A 16991-nucleotide genomic window follows, 5' to 3' on the forward strand; every position below is an offset into this window, starting at 1 on the left:
AGGTTCCTTTCGGTTGTCGGAGTCCGGTGTCAGAGCATCGCCGGCGCGGGCAGTTCCGCCTCGGCCGGGTTCGGCCAGGCGCCGAAGTAGCGCGTGACCCACGGGTCGGGCCGGCGCTCGTTCCACTCCGCCTCGAATTCGGCGAGGGAGCGGCCGCGCTCGAGCCGGCGACGACGCACGGCGTCGCGGGCCGCCCGGGTCCCGGCCTCATCGGCCTCGAGCGTCTCGGGGTCGAACACCACGTGGTAGAGCTCGCGGGCGGCCCACTGGCTGGTGATGCCCCAGCGCACGTCCTCCATGATCGAGGCCGGTTCCCGTTCGAGCACGTCGCCGTAGCCGGTGCCGCCGCCGGTCGCCACCATGAGCACGTCGCCGGTGGCGCTCGGCTGCATGGGAGCCGACACCGACTGGAACGACACGGTGCCCGTGACATCCTCGCCTCGGATCAGTTCCTCCGCGTTGGTCGGCACCGATGCGCTGCCCGAGGCCATGAGCTCGAGCAGGTTGGTGTTGCTGCGACGCACCGCCGGGATCGACGCCGACGCGTAGCCGCCGAAGAGCCCGAGGGACACCGGATGCTTCGAGCCGAACCCGAAGGCACCGAGCAGCACCCACGGCACCCCGTGCACCATGTACGCCGTGTCCATGCCGGCGCCGCCGCGGTGCCGCCCATGGCCGCACGAGTCGGCGAGGAACTGGCTGCGGAACGGGTACAGCACGGGCGCGCCGTTCTCGATGATCTCCACCTCACCCGAGTCCGACAGCGTCGCGAAGTACGACCCGGCGACGTTCACGCCGTCGCTCGTGGGCCGGCCGCCGCTGCCGCCGCCGTTGATCTCGCTGAAGATGTCGCCGACCGGCTCGCCCCACTGGTTCAGGCCGCCGTAGACCGGCATGTTGAAGCCGTTGAACCAGGGCGCGACCGCACGCTCGGGGATCTGCGAGTAGATGAGCTTCGCGCAGGCCATCGAGAAGGCCAGGTTGAAGGTGGCCATCACGTTCGGGGCGAGCGAGATCGGCGCGTCGGGGCTCGGCGACACGAAGGTGCCCTGCCGGAACGTCCACTCGGTGACGTCGCTCAGTCCGCTGTTGATCGGCAGGTCGGGGAACAGGTAGCTGCAGAGGAAGTTCGCCGACTTGCCGATGATGGTGTGCGCGAAGCTGTTCGCCGGGTGGCCGACGACCTCGGGCGAGCTGTTGCTGAGGTCGCAGTGCAGCGTGTCGCCCTTCTTCGTGAGCACGAGGTCGAGCTTGATGAGCGCGTCCTCGGTGCCGACCGTGTCCATGAACGCGACCTGCCGCACGGTGGCGTCGGGCAGCGCCGCGATACGGTCGCGCGCGGCATCCGTCGCGTCCTGGATCAGGGTGCGCAGGGCGCCGACGACGAAGTCGGCACCACGCTCGGCGGCGACCTCCTTCAGCCGCTCCTCGCCGCGACGACATGCCGCGAGGCGCGCCTTGATGTCGAGCAGGAGCAGGCGCGGGTCGCGCACGCCGTTGGCGAGGAGGTTCAGCACGTCCTCCCGCATCCGGTACTTCGAGGCCACCTTCACGGGCGGGATGTGCAGGCCCTCCTCGTAGCGGCTGCGCGCCTGGAGGGTCACGCCGCCGGGCACGTTCGCGCCGCACTCGCCGGTGTGGATCACCGCACCGGTCCACGCGATGAGCTCGCCGTCGACGAACACCGGCACGAACAGGGTCATGTCGGGTGCGTGCACGCCGCCGTAGAGCGGGTCGTTCGAGAAGAACGCGTCGCCCTCCTCGACGCCGACCGTGAGGTCGTTCGTCCAATGCTTCACCGTGTACTTGATCGGGATCTGCTGCAGGAACGCGTGGAAGTAGATGCCCGTCGAGCACACCGAGATGTCGCCCTGCGCCGTATAGAACGCGAAGCCCGAGTCGCCCCAACGGGCGCCCGTCGACGCGCCGAGCCGGGCGAGGAGCTCCTGGCATTCGACCGTGGTGGTCTCGAGCTTGTGGCTGAAGATCGACAGCTCGAGCCGGTCGAGGTCGACCGCCGCCTGCTGCTCGCGCTCCGTCCATGCCTCGGGCTTGAGCCGGGTGATGACCTCGAGGTCCCTGCCGCTCATCGTTCCGTTCCCTTCCGAGCGTCGCCGTGGAGGCCGCGCTCGATCACGCCGTTGCCGTACTCGTCGATGCGGTAGTGCCAGCCGATCGGCACGACCGTGGTGGTGTCGTCGGACTCGACGATCGCCGGCCCGGCGAACGCGTCGCCCGGCACGAGGCGCGTGCGGTCGAAGACCGACGTCGCGACGGTTCCCGCCGGACCCCAGAACACGGGCCGTTCGCCGGTCTTCGCCGCGGTGCCGTCGCCGGGCACGAGCTCGTGCTTCGCCGCGGGCTCGTGATCGGCGGGCACCCACACCTTGAGGTGGAACTCCTCGATGTCGATGCCGGCCTGCGGGAACGCGGCCTCGGGGCTGTACTGCCTGGCGTACGCCTCGTTGAACACGTCGCAGAGCTCGCGCACGTCGTCGTCGCCGTCGAGGAACGGCTTCGGCACCGTGACGCGCGTCTGGTTGAGCTGCGTCTTGTAGCGCATGTCGAGCTCGAGCGCGTAGTGCAGGCGATCGGCGGCGTAGCCCTCGAGCTCGAAGTCGAGCCTGGCCTCGTCGAGGAGCTGCGCCACGATCGCGTTGAATCCCTCGGTCTCGAGCGCGAAGCCGGGCTGCATGAACTGCGTCACCGTGAGGTGGCGGGAGCGCTCGTAGATGTGCAGCACGTCAGTGGTCGACGCGCCGAACGCGCAGAACACCGAGCTGAACGGGAACGTCATGACCGTGGTCGCCCCGACCGCTTCGGCGTAGCCGGCGGCGTGCGTGGCTCCGGCGCCGCCCGCGGCGAAGATCGTGAAGGTGCGCGGGTCGTGGCCCTTCAGCGCGAGCTCCTTGAAGATCTCCTGGCCCATCGTCGCGTCGACGAGCCGGCGGATCTGCCAGGCAGCCTCCTCGACGGTGATGCCGAGCGGCTCGGCCACGTCGGCCTCGATCGCGTCTCGCGCCGCCTCGACGTCGAGCTGCATGCGGCCGCCGAGGTAGTTGTCGGGGTCGATGAGGCCGAGGACGAGGTCGGCGTCGGTCACGGTCGGACGCTCGCCGCCGAGGCCGTAGCACGCCGGCCCGGGCATCGAGCCCGCACTGGCCGGCCCGACCTTCAGGCGCCCGAGGCTCGGGTCGACGGAGGCGATCGAGCCGCCGCCGGCGCCGATCGAGCGGGTCTCGACGAACGAGCCCTGCACCCGCCACCGGTCGAGCACCGGGCGGAACTCGTAGCTCGACACGCTGCCGTCGGTGACGACGCCCAGGTCGAAGCTCGTGCCGCCGACGTCCGTGAACACCACCCGGTCGAGGCCGTACTGCCTGGCCAGGTACGCGCTGCCGAGCACGCCGGCCACAGGACCGGCGCCGTGCGTGTCGATCGCCCGGGTGCGGGCCACCTTCTTCGAGCCGCCGTTGTTGTGCACCAGGGCGAGCGGCTTCGTGTAGCCGGCGTCGCGCACCATCTCGCCGATCGTCCACAGCTGCGAGGAGATCTGCTGGTGCGTGTAGGCGTCGACGACGGCCGTCATGGTGCGCGTGTACTCGCCGCCGCGCGGCGAGATCTGGTGCGAGCAGACGACCGGCACGTTGCCGAGGTAGGTGTCGGGATACTCCGACCGGATGATGTCGAGGATCTCGAGCTCGTGCTGCGGGTTGAGGAACGACCACAGCAGCGACACCACGAAGCCGCGGGCGCCGCGGTCGACGAGGGCCTGCACCTGCTCGCGCACGTCGTCGGGGTCGAGCGGCATCAGCACGTTGCCGAAGCAGTCGACGCGCTCGCGAACGCCGACGACCATCGACTTGTCGAGCAGCGGCACCGGCTTCTGGATGCGCGACAGGTCGCGCGTCTCCTCGATCGGGATGCCGTCGGCCCACTGCCGGGAGCGCCCGATGAACACCGTGTCCTCGAAGCCCCGGGTCGTGATGAGTCCGAGTGCCGGCCCCGTGCGCTCGATGAGCGAGTTGATGCCGATGGTCGTCGAGTAGCGGATCAGCTCGGTGTCGGAGAGCAGGTCGGCGACGTCGACGCCCGACCTCTCGGCACCGGTCTCGATGGCCTGGCGGAAGCAGACGGACAGGTCGTAGTGGGTCGTCGGCACCTTCGCCGTGACCACCTGCGAACCGCGCCGCATGAAGCAGTCGGTGAACGTTCCGCCGACGTCGATGTCGATTGTGTTGCCCATCGGGCGTCCTTTCCTTCGGTCGTGGGTCGGGCGGCGGATGCCGCCTCGGGTGTGGTCTCGGGCGACGGATGCCGCCGCGGCGTGTTCGGGCGACGGATGCCGCCTCGGGATCAGGCGTCGGTGCGGAGTGCCCCGACGAGGTCGTGCAGGAGTTCGGGCGGGAGGGCGGGATCGAGCTCGCCGGCGCTCGTGTACCAGGCGGCCGGCACCGAGACGGGCGCGCCGGGGGTGACGGGCACGGCGCTCGGCACGCCCGTCACCGGCTCGTCGGCCGGAAGGGCAGCCTGCGCCGGAGCGATGCGCTCGGCGTCCGCGCCGGCGCCGGCCGGCACCGATCGCAGCAGCGGGATGTCGAAGAACCGCGCCGTGTTCGCGAGCACGCGCTCGGCGCGTCGCACGGCCGCCGACTCCGCCGCGGCGAATCCCTCGGCGTCGTCGAGCACGAGCAGGGCGTCGACCCTGGCCTCGCCGTAGCCGCGGGCGGCCTCGATCACGAGGCGGGCGGCGAGTCGCTCCGCGGCATCCGCCCCGCTCTCGGTGGCGACCAGCCGCGCGAGCGTCGCGACGCCGGGCACCACCCCGATCACGTCGGTGACTCCGCCGAGCGTCTGGCCGAGGCGCAGCGCCACGTCGAGCACCGTCGTGGCGCCCGGGTCGAGGCCGCGCTCGGCGTCGGCCGCCGGTACGCCCGACGTCACGACGCCACGCCCGGTCGACCAGTCCACCTCGGCGCCCGCGGACTCGGCGAGCGCCGCCGGGTCGAGGCCGACCGTGATCGCGTCGAGCCCGAAGAGGCGCGCCGTCTCGGCGAGGGCGGCCGCCTGCGCAGGTGCCGAGCGCCAGAACGTCTCGGGCGAGGTCTGCGTGATGGTCGCCGCGAACCCGCCGACGAGCGGCGTGAAGATCGGCACTGGGAGCGCGTCCGACCGCACGACGCTCGCGATGCGGCTCATCGCGCTGCTGCGGCCCGCAGCGAGGTGAGGTCGAACACGAGGTCGCGCGTGATCGGATGCCCCGGCGGGAGGTATTCCACCTCGACGAGCACGGCGCACCCGGGGCAGTAGAACTCGAGCACGCGGCACCACTCGGGGTCGGGTGCGAACGAGTACGCGGAGTCCTCGGGCGCCCGTCGCGGGTGCACCTCCTCGGGGTCGCGCTCGGCGACCAGGAGGCCCTCCTTGTAGCTCTGCTCGGCGTCGCCGACGTCGTGGCCGCAGCGGTTGCAGGTCCAGCGACCGGCGTCGAGGTCGATGTCGAGCGTCTCGGTGACGCGGACCCTCTCGGTCATCGTGCTCCTCCTTCGGAGATGGCTTCGGAGATGGTGAGGATGTCGTCGTTCCACTCGTCGACCGTGAGGCGCTGTCCGGGCGGCACGACGATGGTGGTGTCGGACCCTTGCACGAGCGCCGGGCCCTCGAGCGCGTTGCCCGGGAGCAGGCGGTCGCGGTCGTAGACGGGTGCGATCGCGAGGCCCGTCTCGGGCCCCCAGTACGCCTCGCGTTCGCCCACGATCGCCTCGCCCGAGTCCTCGACGCCGAGCGGGGCGGCGGCGACCTCGTGATGCGGCACGCCGGCCGTAGCTTCGAGCGCGAGGAGTTGCACCTCGGCGCCGGCCTCGGCGAGCGCGCGGTGCACCTGCCCGAGCGACGCCGACACGGCACCGACGTCGAGGGGGACCTTCACGCTGATGGAGCGGCCGTCGCCGCCCTGCCCGAGGGCGTGCAGCCGGTACCGCAGCGAGCCGGCGGCGAATCCCTCGCCGCGCATGTCGCGTTCGGCGCGGGCGATGCGGTCGGGCAGGGTCGCGGCGACCGAGGAGCTCCAGGCCGCGGCATCCGACCCGACGGTCTCGGGCGCGGGCACCGGGTACTGGTGGAGCACGTCCATCGAGGCGCTCGAGAAGGCGCTGAAGACCGAGGCGGTGCGCGTCATCACGGCGCGACGGGCGCCGACGTGCGCGAGGATGCCGCCGCCGTGCACCGGTCCGGCGCCGCCGTAGAGGAGGAGCGTGGCGTCGGATGCCTCGCCCGCGCCGGCCTCGCCCACGTGCGTGCCGATCTCCTCGGCCGTCTGCCGGTCGACCGCGTCCTTGATGCGCCAGGCGGCCTCGACGAGGTCGACGCCGAGCTCATCGGAGATGGTCGCCACCGCCGCCTCGGCGCGAGCGCGGTCGAGGCGCATGCGGCCGCCGAGGAACCCGGCGGGGTCGACGTAGCCGAGCACGAGGTCGGCGTCGGTGACCGTGGGGAGCGTGCCGCCGAGGCCGAAGCACGCGGGGCCGGGCCGGGCGCCGGCGCTGTCGGGACCGACGCGAACCTCCCCGTCGACCACGCGGGCGATCGAGCCGCCGGCGCCGCCGACCGCCTCGACGCGCACGGTGGGCAGTCGCACGGGCAGGCCCGCGAGCTCCCACTCGAGCACCTGCGGGAGCACCGCTCCGGCGATGACGCCGATGTCGACGCTGGTGCCGCCCATGTCGATGGTGACGGCGAGGTCGTCGCCGCGGCGCTCGGCGAGCGCGCGGGCGCCCTGCAGGCCGCTCACCGGGCCGGAGTTGTAGGTGTCGAGCGCGTGCGTCTTGGCCACGCGGGTGACGCCGCCGTCGGCGTGCACCACGAGCAGCGGGCGGTTGAGGCCGGCGGCGCGCAGGCGCTCCTCGGCGCGGAACAGGTAGCGGGCGAGGTGGTGGTGCACGTAGGCGGCGAGGAACGCGGTGTTCACCCGGAGCGCGTCGTCACCGCCCGACACGATCTCGGCCGTCGTGAATACGGGGGCCGCGCCGAGGTAGTGCGCGGGGTACTGGGCCCGGATGGCGCGCTTCGCGGCGCGCTCGGCGGAGTCGTCGCCACCCGAGCCGGCGAATGCGATGAGCACCGTCTGCGCGCCTGCCTCGACGAGGCGCTGGAACGCGCCGACCACGGCGCCCGCGTCGGGCTCGCCGCCGCCGGGAACCGCGACGGTGGCCACGAGCTCAGGACGCAGGAAGCCCTGGTCGACGAGCGGGCGGCGGTCTCCGCCCAGGCCGAGCGCCTGATCGGTGCCCTCGGCGATGAGGAGCCCCACCCGCAGGCCGCGGTGCTCGATGATGGCGTTGGTCGAGATGGTGCTCGAGTACCGCACCACCCCGGCGCCCTGGAGCAGCTCGCGCAACTCGATGCCGAGCTCGGCGGCCGCGAAGGCGGTGCAGTCGAGCAGGCTCTGCGACGGGTCGTGCGTGGTGCTCGGAACCTTCGAGAGCACGACGCGCCCCGTCTGGTGATCGGCGATGAAGCCGTCGGTGAAGGTGCCACCGGTGTCGATGTCGATCGTGTACCGCCCGCGATGCGCGCTCGGCTCGGCCTCGGTGCGTGCCGTCGGCACGGTCACCGACTCCAGGGTCATTGCGGCCACAGCCAACCTCCTTGTCAGCTCGTCAACTCGTTTCACTCGCGATTCGGTTGTCGAGTGAACGATCGTTCGGTGCCAAGGTAGCCCGGCGCGCCAGACGTGTCAAGCGCGGGTCTCGCGGCGAACACTCCCGAGAATTCGCGCCTTCTTTGCCCCACGGGCACGTCGGGCTTGACGAGCGCAGCGACGATCCGTACCGTGATCACCAAACGAACGTTCTAACGGATCGGACCATGACTACAGACACGCCAACGGCGGCGAACCTGGACTCCGGCGCTCTCGTCGAGACGCAGCTCGCCACCCTCCGCACCCAGCTCGCGTACCTCGTCGAGCGAAGCCCTTACTATCGCGACCGCCTGGCGGGCATCGATCCGGAGTCGATCCGCACGCTCGCCGACCTGGCCGTCATCCCGACGTTCGACAAGACGCAGCACCGGATCTCGCAGGAGGCGTCGATGCGCGAGTCGGGGCATCCGTACGGTGTGCACCTCACCGCCGACCTCGACGAGGTTCGCTACGTCAACGCCACCTCGGGCACCAGCGGCCAGCCGACGTTCTACACGTTCACGACGCACGACGCCGAGGTCAACGACGAGGTGCTCGGCCGCGCGTTCGCCGCGATGGGCCTGCGTCGCGGTGACACGGTGCTGCACGCCTACGCGTTGTCGATGTTCGTCGGCGGCGTTCCCTGGCTGCGCGCACTCGACCGCGCCGGCATCCGAGCGCTCCCCGTCGGCGCGGAGGGCGGCACGGCACGCCTGCTCACCATCGCGAAGCTCACCCGCCCGACCGCGCTGTTCTGCACGCCGTCGTTCGCCGAGCACCTCATCGAACGCGCGCCCGAGGTGATCGGCGCCGAGGTCGCCTCGCTCGGCATCCGCATCATCCAGTGCGGCGGCGAGCCCGGCGCCGGCGATCCGGCCGTGCGCGCCCGCATCGCCGAAGCCTACGGTGCCCGGGTCTTCGACGGCATGGGCGGTGCCTGGGGGCACTTCATGCTCTCCTGCGATTACCAGACGGGCATGCACCCGATGGCGCCCGAGCATCACCTCATCGAACTGCTCGACGGCGAGACCGGCACACCGCTCCCCCTCGAAGACGGCGTCGTCGGCCAGATGACGCACACCTCGCTCGACTGGCAGGCCGGGCCGATCCTGCGCTACAACATGGGCGACGACGTGCAGGTGGTGACCGATCCGTGCCCGTGCGGGCGGCCCGGGCCCAGGTACCGCATCCTCGGCCGCGCCGACGACATGCTCATCGTGAACGGCATCAACGTGCACCCGGCGGCCGTGCGCGACGTCGTCGCGCAGTTCGCACCACAGGTCACGGGGGCCATCCGCATCCTCGCCCCGGGCACCGGGCCACGAGTCGCCCCGCCGCTGCAGGTGCGCATCGAGTCGCACGACGAGCCCGACCGCGCGGCGGCGTCGGGCCTCGCCGAGTCCATCGAGAGCCGGATTCGCGATCTGCTGCGATTCCGTGCCACGGTCGAGTTCGTCCCCGCCGGCTCGCTCGGCCGATCGAGCCACAAGACCACGATCCTGGAGCGCACGCCATGACGATCTCCGACCTCAGCCCCGACGAGGCCTCCCGCAGCACGCGCATCCTCGAGAACGCGGCCCGGCTGTTCAGCCAGCAGGGCTTCGGCGAGGCATCCATGCGCGACCTGGCGGCGGTCAACGACATCAGCATCGCCGGGCTCTACCACTACTTCCCCTCGAAGGGCGCGATCCTCGCGGCCATCGTCGACACGGCGGTGAATCACCTCGTCGAGGCGCTCCGCGATGCGGTCGCGTCGACGGATGCCCCTGAGGACCGCGTGCGGGCGATCGTGAAGGCGCTCGTCGCCACCGCCATCGAGCACCGCGAGGCGGTGCACACGCTCTTCGAGAACACCGACAAGCTCACGCCCGAGCATCAGGCCGAAGTGCGCGCCAAGCAGCACGAGGCCACCGTCCTCCTGCAGAGCGAGCTCAACACGCTGAAGCGGCGCGGCATGCTCGCCGACCTCGACGTGCCCGTGGCCGCGTTCGCGCTCATCGGCATGACGAACTGGACCCACTTCTGGTTCCGCGAAGACGGCCCCCGCACCGCCGAGCAGGTCGGCGACGAGATGGCCGAGATCTTCCTGCACGGGGTGCTCAGATGACCGGGCGGCCCGGCGTGGTCTACGCCACGACGACGATCCATGTGGGCCTGCCCGGCCACGAGGCGCCGTACACGCTCGCCTACGTCGACGTCGACGGCGGCCGGGTGCTCGCGCCGGTCGACGGCCGAGCGACGGTCGGCGAACGCGTCGCGCTGGTCGACGACCCGACCTCCGCGTCGGGCCTCGTGGCGACGCATCGGAGGAGCGCATGATCGACGTGGCGATCGCGGGCATCGGCATGACTCCGTTCGGCCGGTTCCCCGACCGGCGCATCGACGTCATGGGCGCCGAGGCCGTCGCCGATGCACTGGCCGACGCCGGGCTCACCACCGGCGACATCGACGCGGTCTGGTGCGGCAACGTGCTGGGCGGCGGCGCGGCCGCGCAACGCTCGCTCGCCGGGACCGACATCGAGGGCGTCCCCGTGCAGAACCTCGAGAACGCCTGCGCGAGCGGATCGCACGCGTTCGCCGAGGCCTTCCACGCCGTGCGCACCGGACGGGTGCGTGCCGCCCTCGTGCTCGGCGTCGAATCGGCGACCACCGCGTTCGACGGCGGCCTCATCACCCTCGACCGCGACGACGAGCCGACTCGTCTCGGGCTCAACCTGCCGGGCATCTACGCCATGAACGCGAGTCGATACCTCGCCGAGTACGACGCAGACCCCCGCGCCCTCGCCGCGGTTTCCGTCAAGAACCACGCGGGCGGGGTGAACAACCCCCGTGCCCGGTTCCGCGAGCCCGTCACGATCGACGAGGTGCTCGCCTCCAGGCCCGTCGCGGAGCCGCTGACGCTGCTGCAGTGCTGCGCCAACGCCGACGGTGCGGCGGCCGTCGTGCTCCTGCCGGCCGACGATGCCCGCCCCGACGCCGTGCGCGTGCTCGGCACGGGCGTCTCCTCGGGATTCCGCATCGACGCGGGCTACGACCTCACGCACTCGCGCATCACGGCGACCGCCGGCGATCGCGCCTTCGCCGACGCGGGCATCGACCGAGCCCGCGTCGACATCGCCGAAGTGCACGACGCGTTCACGATCGGCGAGCTCATCGCGGTCGAGTCGCTCGGCCTCGCCGAGCGGGGCAGTGCCTGGCGCATGACGCTCGACGGCGAGACCTCGCCCGGCGGAACGCTGCCCGTGAACACGAGCGGCGGGCTGCTGAGCCGCGGGCATGCGGTCGGGGCATCCGGTGTCGCACAGGTCGTGGAACTCAGCCGGCAGTTGCTGGGCGAATCCGAGAACCCGACGCCCGGCGCCGGCATCGCACTCGCGCACACCGTCGGCGGCGGCGTGGCCACGCATGACGGGATCGCCGCCGTGGTCAGCCTGCTCGCCCACCCGGACGCCGTGCGATGACGCCCGAGGACGCGCGGGAGCTCATCTCGTCGGACCCCGTCTGCCGATCCGCGGGCATCGCGGTCGTCGAGGTCGGCGAGCAGGCCGCGACCCTGCGCATGCCCGTCACGGCGGACATGGCCACGACCCTCGGCATCGCCCATGCGGGCTTCGTCGTGATGCTCGCCGACACCGCCAGCGGCGCGGTCGCGATCGCGGTCGACGAGTCCGCGATCACGACGGGTGCGGATGTCTCGTTCCTCTCCCCTGCCCGGGTCGGCGACGTCCTGGTCGCGACGGCCCGGCTGCGCTCGCGGTCGGGACGCTCGCTGCTCATCGACGTCGGCGTGAGGACGGACGGCGATGGCGGAGCCGGCCGCGCCGACGGCTCCGGCGCGCGCGACGACCGCCTCGTGGCCGAGTTCCGGGCGCGCGCCCGAACCCGAACGGCTGGGCCGCGCGTCGGGAGCATGCGAGACTGAGAACGATGTCTGAGAACGGAACCCTCCGGCGAGGCCGCCCCGGCTACGACCAGCAGGGGATCCTCGAGGTCGCCGTCGCCGCCTTCAACCAGTACGGCTACGACGCGACGTCCATGGGCGTGCTCGCCGACCGCCTGGGCCTGTCGAAGTCGGCGATCTACCACCACTTCGCCTCGAAGGACGAGATCCTCGAACGCGCGCTCGACGACGCCCTGAGCGCGCTCGAGGGCGTGCTGCAGGAGCCCGAGGCCACCCGCGGCCGGGCGGCCGACCGCCTCGATCACGTGCTCCGCGGCGGCGTGCACGTGCTCATCGCCAAGCTTCCCTATGTGACGCTGCTGCTGCGCGTGCGCGGCAACACCGAAGTCGAGCGCCGGGCGCTGGCCCGGCGCCGCGCGTTCGACCGCGCGGTGACCGCGCTCGTCGAGGAGTCGCAGGCCGAGGGTACGCTGCGCAGCGACATCGACGCGAGCGTCGTGTCGCGTCTCGTGTTCGGCATGATCAACTCGATCGTCGAGTGGTACCGCACCGGCGGGCGCGAGGACGCCGACCGCCTCGCCGACGACGTCATCGCGGTCGCCCTCGACGGCCTGCGCATGCCCACCTCGAACCGCGTCGAGGAACTGCTCGGCTGAGCGACCGGCGGGGAGCCGTGGCGTATGACGACCTGCCTCCCCGCCGGTCGCACGTATTCACGCGGCGCTTGCCTGCGTGCTGCGCGGAGACACGACCGGCCAGTCGTTCTCCACCTGGGCCATCACGTTGAAGTAGTTGGTCAGCACGTTGAGCGCGATGTGTCCGACGATCTCGCCGATCTCAGCGTCGGTCACGCCCGCGGCCCGCGCGGTGGGGATCGCGTCAGCGCTCACCGAGCCTCGACTGCGCAGGATCTCGTCGGACAGGCCGAGCAGGGCGGCGGTGTGCGGGTCGGCCGACGTCGCATCGCGGGCGGCCTCGAGCTCGGACTCGGGGAGCTTCGCCACCGCACCGCCGACGTACGTGTGGGCCGACAGGCAATAGGCGCAGCCGTTGGCCTCGGCGGTCGCGATCGCGAGCTGCTCCCGAACGGGCGCCTTGAGAGTGCCCGTGGCCAGGGCCCCGGACAAGGCGAGGTAGCCGCGGAGCAGCGCCGGGCTGTTCGCCATGACCTTCGTCATGTTCGGCGTCACGCCCAGCGCGCTCTGGACCTGGTCGAGCAGTTCCTTGGGGGCACCGGTGGCGGTGGCCGGGTCGACGGGGGTGAGTGGGATGTTCATCGAGATCTCCTCGGTTCTAATGGTTTGCGGATGTTGCTACCGTTAGAACATAACCGCACCTCTGCGTTGTGTCAACGGTTGAATCGCCAGATATCCGTTAGAAGAGGTAGAATCGCGTCATGGCCGATCCGCAGCTCCCCGACGCTCCGCTCCTGGGCCAGGCGTTACCGGTCGAGCTGATGAACACGTTCTGGTCGGACCGGCATGGCGTTCACGACTCGCTCGGTTCGCTCGGCGACGCGCGGCGCTGGGTCACCGCGGTGAGTCCGCGCCTCGACGCCCCGGTGCGCGGCACCGCCGATGCGCTCGACGACGGCGGCCTCGGTCGCCTGCGCGACCTTCGCGATGCGGTGCGTCGGATCGCCGCGGAACGGACCGGTGATCCTCGGGAGCAGGCCAGGTCGCCGATGGCAGACCTCGGCAGGGCGGTGCAGACGGTCAACGACAGTGCACGGCTGGCGCAGATCCGGCCGATGCTCGAGCTGACCGAAGGCGGTGGCCTCGTCGGGCTGCCGGAAACCACCGGAGCCCCCGACGCGTTGTTCATCAGCGCGATCGCAGGCGAGGCGATCGAACTCTTCGGGCCGTGGGACGACCTCGACCTGCGCGCCTGCCTCGCCCCCGGCTGCGTGCTCTACTTCATCAAGGACCATCCACGTCGTGAATGGTGCTCGAACGGCTGCGGCAACCGCGCCCGCGCAGCTCGGCACTACGCACGCCACGGTCGAGTCGACGAGGCCGAATAGGCCCGCGCGTCAGCGGTCGAGCTGCAGCCGCGCCCACGCGAGCGCGCAGAGCCCGCCGAACACGATCGGCACCGACGGCACGGTGAGCAGCGCCGCGGCCGGCACCGACGCGGGTGCGATCGCCCAGAGCGCGGGCGCGACGATGGGGACCCACGCGCCGGCATCCGCGATGGCGAACACCTGCGCGACCACGACGATGCCGACCGTGGCGGCGATTCCGGGGAGGAGCCCGCGCCCGATGGTCGCCGCCCACGCGGCGGGCACGGCGATGAGCGCGGTCAGCACCACGAGCACCGGGATCCGGAGGAGCGTCGCGACGCCCGCGGCATCCGTCACCCCGTAGCCCATCGCGAACCCGAGCACCGCGACGATGCCCGTGAGCACGACCGCGACGCCGATCGCCCAGGCCAGGTAGACGACGAGCTTCGCCATCGCGATGGCCGGCCGTGAGACGGGCAGCGCGAAGAGCGCGGCCACGGTGCCGTCGGCGAACTCGCGCCCGAACAGCCAGCTGAGGGCGACGCCGAACGCCAGCAGGCCGCCGGCCGCCGTGATCTGCAGCACGACGCCGATGAGCCCGGCCCAGCCGCCGACGCCCGCGAGCGGACCGAGCTTCGCGAGCACCTGCTCGTCACCGGATGCCGCGGCGAGGAGCATCCCGAGCGAGAGCGCGCCGACCCCGAGCACGAGCAGCGCCGTGACCGACGCCATCACCCGCGAGGCCGCCGCCTTCCGCGCCTCGACCGCGATCGCCGCGCGCAGCCCCGCGTTCATGCGACCCTCCCGGCGACGTCGGCGTGGACCTGCGCGAAGAAGGCGCGCTCGAGGTCGATGCCGGCCGGGTCGAGCTCGCCGATCACCCGGCCGTCGTTGATCACCGTGATGCGGTGCGCGATGCGCGCGACCTCGTCGAGATGGTGGCTCGAGACGAGGATCCCGGCGCCCGCGGCCGCGCGCCGCACGAGCGATTCGCGCAGCAGGATGACGCCCGCCGGGTCGAGCGCGTTCGTCGGCTCGTCGAGCACGACGAACGACGGCTCGTGCAGGAGCGCGGCGGCGAGCCCGAGGCGCTGCCGGTTGCCGAGCGAGAGCCGACTCGCCCGCACGTTCGCGTACCTGGCGAGGTCGAATTCGTCGATGACCCGGTCGACGGCGGCGTCGACGTCGTCGCGCGGCACGCCGCGCAGGCGGGCGGCGATGGCGAGGTTGCCGCGCCCCGTGAGCTCGGCGTAGGCGAACGGGTGCTCGACTACGTGGCCGACCCGCCGCCAGGTGTCGGGACCGGCCGAGCGGAGGTCGACGCCGTCGATGCGCGCGTCTCCCCGGTCGGTCCGCAGCATGCCGAGGAGGATGCGCATGAGCGTGGTCTTGCCGGCGCCGTTCAGTCCGACGAGGGCGTGCACCTCGCCCGGCGCGACGTCGAGGTCGATGCCGTGCACACCGGCGCCGCCGGGGAACTCGCGCACGAGCCCGCGCGCTTCGAGGCGCAGAAGGGGTGCCGGCTCAGTCATGGCACACGTCGATCACGTCGAGCGCGTGTTCGATCGCGGCGGCGAGGGTTCCGGTGCCGCTCTCGTCGTCGGCCCACGCGTACAGCCCGGCGACGAGCGCCGCGAGCACGGATGCCGCGGCCACACGAGCGTCGTCGGGTGACGCACCGTCGGCGACGAGCCGCTCGACGATGGCCCGCTCGGTGTTGCCCGTCGACCGCCACATCGCCCCGCGCAGCCCCGGGGTGCGCGCGACGATGCGCACCCGGCGTCGGATGACCGGCGCCTCGGGCTCGGGCAGTGCCCGCCACGCCGACCGCAGGCCGCGCGCCGCTCGCACGAACGGCGGCAGCGTGCGCGGCTGCTCGGCGATCGCAGCGGTGAGCACGGGGTCGTAGGGGTCGTCGAGGAGCAGGTGCTCCTTCGCCGGGAAGTACCGGAAGAACGTCATCTCGGTGACGCCGGCGGCCCGAGCGATCTGCGCGACCGTGGTCTGGTCGTAGCCCTGCCGTTCGAACAGGTCGAGCCCGTGCTCGAGGAGCGCGGCGAGCGTGCGCTCGCGCTTCGTCGGTCGAGGAGTGTCGATGGTCACGCCAGAATGTTAGTCGCTAACATTCTGCGTGTCAACAGGTCGCGAAGCGCGCCGGGCGGGCGGGCCGGGGCGCCGGCGCACCGGAGGATGCCCGCTCTCGCGGACTCCTCCGACCGAGGGGAATGATCGGATGCCTCAGGCTGCTGTATCGGGTGTGAAGAAGCGCATCGGATTCCTGTCCTTCGGCCACTGGCATCCGTCGCCGCAGTCGCAGACGCGCAGCGGCCGTGACGCACTGGTGCAGTCGATCGAGCTCGCCGTGGCCGCCGAGGAGCTCGGGATCGACGGCGCCTTCTTCCGGGTGCACCACTTCGCGCGCCAGCTCGCGAGCCCGTTCCCGCTGCTGGCCGCCATCGGAGCACGCACGAGCCGCATCGAGATCGGCACGGCCGTCATCGACATGCGCTACGAGAACCCGCTGTACATGGCCGAGGAGGCCGCGGCGGCCGACCTCATCAGCGCGCACTCGACCACTGAGGGGCGCCTGCAGCTCGGCGTCAGCCGCGGCTCACCCGAGCCCGCACTCGACGGCGCGCACACCTTCGGATTCGTGCCGCCCGAGGGCCAGGACGACGCCGCACTCGCCCGCGACAAGACCGAGACATTCCGCCGGGCCATCGCGGGCGCCGGTGTCGCACCCGCGAACCCCAAGATGACCGGCACGACGGGCCTCCTGCCCATCCAGCCGCAGTCGCCTGGTCTCGCCGACCGCATCTGGTGGGGCAGCGGCACCCGCGCCACCGCCACGTGGACCGCCGAACAGGGCATGAACCTCATGAGCTCGACGCTGCTCACCGAGGATACGGGCGTGCCGTTCGACGAGCTGCAGGCCGAGCAGCTCCAGCTGTACCGCGACGCGTGGGCCGCGGCCGGCTGGGAGCGCACGCCGCGGGTGTCGGTCTCGCGCAGTGTCATCCCGCTCATCACCGACGAGGACCGCCGGTACTTCGGCGGCCGCCTCGGTCACGACACGCAGGATCAGGTGGGTTTCCTCGACGGCGGCATCGCCAGGTTCGGGAAGAGCTACATCGGCGAGCCTGACGCGATCGCGGCCGAGTTGGCGCAGGACGTCGCGGTGGCCGTGGCCGACACGGTGCTCCTCACCGTGCCGAACCAGCTCGGCGTCGACTACAACAGGCGCCTGCTCGCCGCGATCGCCGAGCACGTCGCACCCGCGATCGGCTGGCACCCCGCCCGACCTTGACTCCCGCAGGAGGACCTCAGCTCCTGCAGGAGAATGGGCCCCATGCCCGCCCCACGGGCGACATCGTGCCCCTTCTCCTGCACAAGCTGGAGGCTGCGGCGCG

At 71.9% G+C, this 16991-nt stretch carries 17 protein-coding genes; 8 read left to right on the forward strand and 9 right to left on the reverse strand.

The window, feature by feature from the left end; translation table 11 throughout:
- Positions 1-29: 29 nt before the first annotated feature.
- The 5 genes from EZM51_RS06170 to EZM51_RS06190 all read right to left on the reverse strand — a co-directional run bounded on the left by EZM51_RS06170 (position 30) and on the right by EZM51_RS06190 (position 7627).
- Complete coding sequence (locus EZM51_RS06170; RefSeq protein WP_136707383.1) at positions 30-2090, reverse strand: hydantoinase B/oxoprolinase family protein; 2061 nt, start codon at positions 2088-2090, stop codon at positions 30-32.
- On the reverse strand, positions 2087-4246 hold the full coding sequence (locus tag EZM51_RS06175; RefSeq protein ID WP_136707384.1) for a hydantoinase/oxoprolinase family protein: 2160 nt from the start codon (positions 4244-4246) through the stop codon (positions 2087-2089). The genes EZM51_RS06170 and EZM51_RS06175 overlap by 4 nt, the downstream gene beginning before the upstream one ends.
- Before the next feature lie 110 nt (positions 4247-4356).
- Positions 4357-5199: a hypothetical protein gene (locus EZM51_RS06180; RefSeq protein WP_136707385.1), complete on the reverse strand. Its 843-nt coding sequence runs from the start codon at positions 5197-5199 to the stop codon at positions 4357-4359.
- Entirely contained in the window at positions 5196-5534 is a 339-nt protein-coding gene (locus EZM51_RS06185) for an acetone carboxylase subunit gamma (RefSeq protein WP_136707386.1), read from the reverse strand. The genes EZM51_RS06180 and EZM51_RS06185 overlap by 4 nt, the downstream gene beginning before the upstream one ends.
- Positions 5531-7627: a hydantoinase/oxoprolinase family protein gene (locus EZM51_RS06190; protein WP_248305526.1), complete on the reverse strand. Its 2097-nt coding sequence runs from the start codon at positions 7625-7627 to the stop codon at positions 5531-5533. The genes EZM51_RS06185 and EZM51_RS06190 overlap by 4 nt, the downstream gene beginning before the upstream one ends.
- Positions 7628-7866: 239 nt before the next feature.
- On the opposite strand from EZM51_RS06190, the gene EZM51_RS06195 reads away from it, so the two are divergent.
- The 6 genes from EZM51_RS06195 to EZM51_RS06220 are packed head-to-tail and all read left to right on the forward strand — an operon-like array spanning position 7867 to position 12235.
- Positions 7867-9195 carry an AMP-binding protein gene (locus EZM51_RS06195; RefSeq protein ID WP_136707388.1) on the forward strand — a complete coding sequence of 443 codons (1329 nt, stop codon included), beginning with the start codon at positions 7867-7869 and terminating at the stop codon, positions 9193-9195.
- Complete coding sequence (locus EZM51_RS06200; protein WP_136707389.1) at positions 9192-9785, forward strand: TetR/AcrR family transcriptional regulator; 594 nt, start codon at positions 9192-9194, stop codon at positions 9783-9785. Before EZM51_RS06195 ends, EZM51_RS06200 begins: the two co-directional genes overlap by 4 nt.
- Positions 9782-9997, forward strand: coding sequence for an OB-fold domain-containing protein (locus EZM51_RS06205; protein ID WP_136707390.1), 216 nt, complete (start codon positions 9782-9784; stop codon positions 9995-9997). Before EZM51_RS06200 ends, EZM51_RS06205 begins: the two co-directional genes overlap by 4 nt.
- Positions 9994-11139 (forward strand): thiolase family protein, encoded by a 1146-nt coding sequence (locus EZM51_RS06210; RefSeq protein WP_136707391.1) that lies wholly within the window; start codon positions 9994-9996, stop codon positions 11137-11139. The genes EZM51_RS06205 and EZM51_RS06210 overlap by 4 nt, the downstream gene beginning before the upstream one ends.
- A complete protein-coding gene (locus EZM51_RS06215; RefSeq protein ID WP_136707392.1) occupies positions 11136-11600 on the forward strand; it encodes a hotdog fold thioesterase in 465 nt (154 codons plus the stop codon). Before EZM51_RS06210 ends, EZM51_RS06215 begins: the two co-directional genes overlap by 4 nt.
- A gap of 5 nt (positions 11601-11605) precedes the next feature.
- Positions 11606-12235, forward strand: coding sequence for a TetR/AcrR family transcriptional regulator (locus EZM51_RS06220; protein WP_136707393.1), 630 nt, complete (start codon positions 11606-11608; stop codon positions 12233-12235).
- A 57-nt stretch (positions 12236-12292) separates the two neighbouring features.
- Here EZM51_RS06220 and EZM51_RS06225 read toward each other — a convergent pair whose 3' ends face one another.
- Positions 12293-12856 carry a carboxymuconolactone decarboxylase family protein gene (locus EZM51_RS06225; protein WP_136707394.1) on the reverse strand — a complete coding sequence of 188 codons (564 nt, stop codon included), beginning with the start codon at positions 12854-12856 and terminating at the stop codon, positions 12293-12295.
- 119 nt (positions 12857-12975) lie between these two features.
- On the opposite strand from EZM51_RS06225, the gene EZM51_RS06230 reads away from it, so the two are divergent.
- Positions 12976-13602 (forward strand): ABATE domain-containing protein, encoded by a 627-nt coding sequence (locus tag EZM51_RS06230; protein WP_136707395.1) that lies wholly within the window; start codon positions 12976-12978, stop codon positions 13600-13602.
- 9 nt (positions 13603-13611) lie between these two features.
- Here the strand turns inward: EZM51_RS06230 and EZM51_RS06235 are convergent, their stop codons facing one another.
- The 3 genes from EZM51_RS06235 to EZM51_RS06245 are packed head-to-tail and all read right to left on the reverse strand — an operon-like array spanning position 13612 to position 15684.
- Positions 13612-14376, reverse strand: coding sequence for an ABC transporter permease (locus EZM51_RS06235; RefSeq protein WP_136707396.1), 765 nt, complete (start codon positions 14374-14376; stop codon positions 13612-13614).
- The gene (locus EZM51_RS06240; RefSeq protein ID WP_136707397.1) at positions 14373-15113 is read right to left on the reverse strand and encodes an ABC transporter ATP-binding protein; all 741 of its coding nucleotides are present in this window, start codon (positions 15111-15113) and stop codon (positions 14373-14375) included. The genes EZM51_RS06235 and EZM51_RS06240 overlap by 4 nt, the downstream gene beginning before the upstream one ends.
- Complete coding sequence (locus EZM51_RS06245; RefSeq protein WP_248305497.1) at positions 15106-15684, reverse strand: TetR/AcrR family transcriptional regulator; 579 nt, start codon at positions 15682-15684, stop codon at positions 15106-15108. The genes EZM51_RS06240 and EZM51_RS06245 overlap by 8 nt, the downstream gene beginning before the upstream one ends.
- A 130-nt stretch (positions 15685-15814) precedes the next feature.
- On the opposite strand from EZM51_RS06245, the gene EZM51_RS06250 reads away from it, so the two are divergent.
- Entirely contained in the window at positions 15815-16888 is a 1074-nt protein-coding gene (locus EZM51_RS06250) for an LLM class flavin-dependent oxidoreductase (protein ID WP_136707398.1), read from the forward strand.
- Positions 16889-16991: the final 103 nt, after the last annotated feature.

This window comes from Agromyces sp. H66, assembly GCF_004959775.1.
In the GTDB taxonomy this organism is placed as follows: domain Bacteria; phylum Actinomycetota; class Actinomycetes; order Actinomycetales; family Microbacteriaceae; genus Agromyces.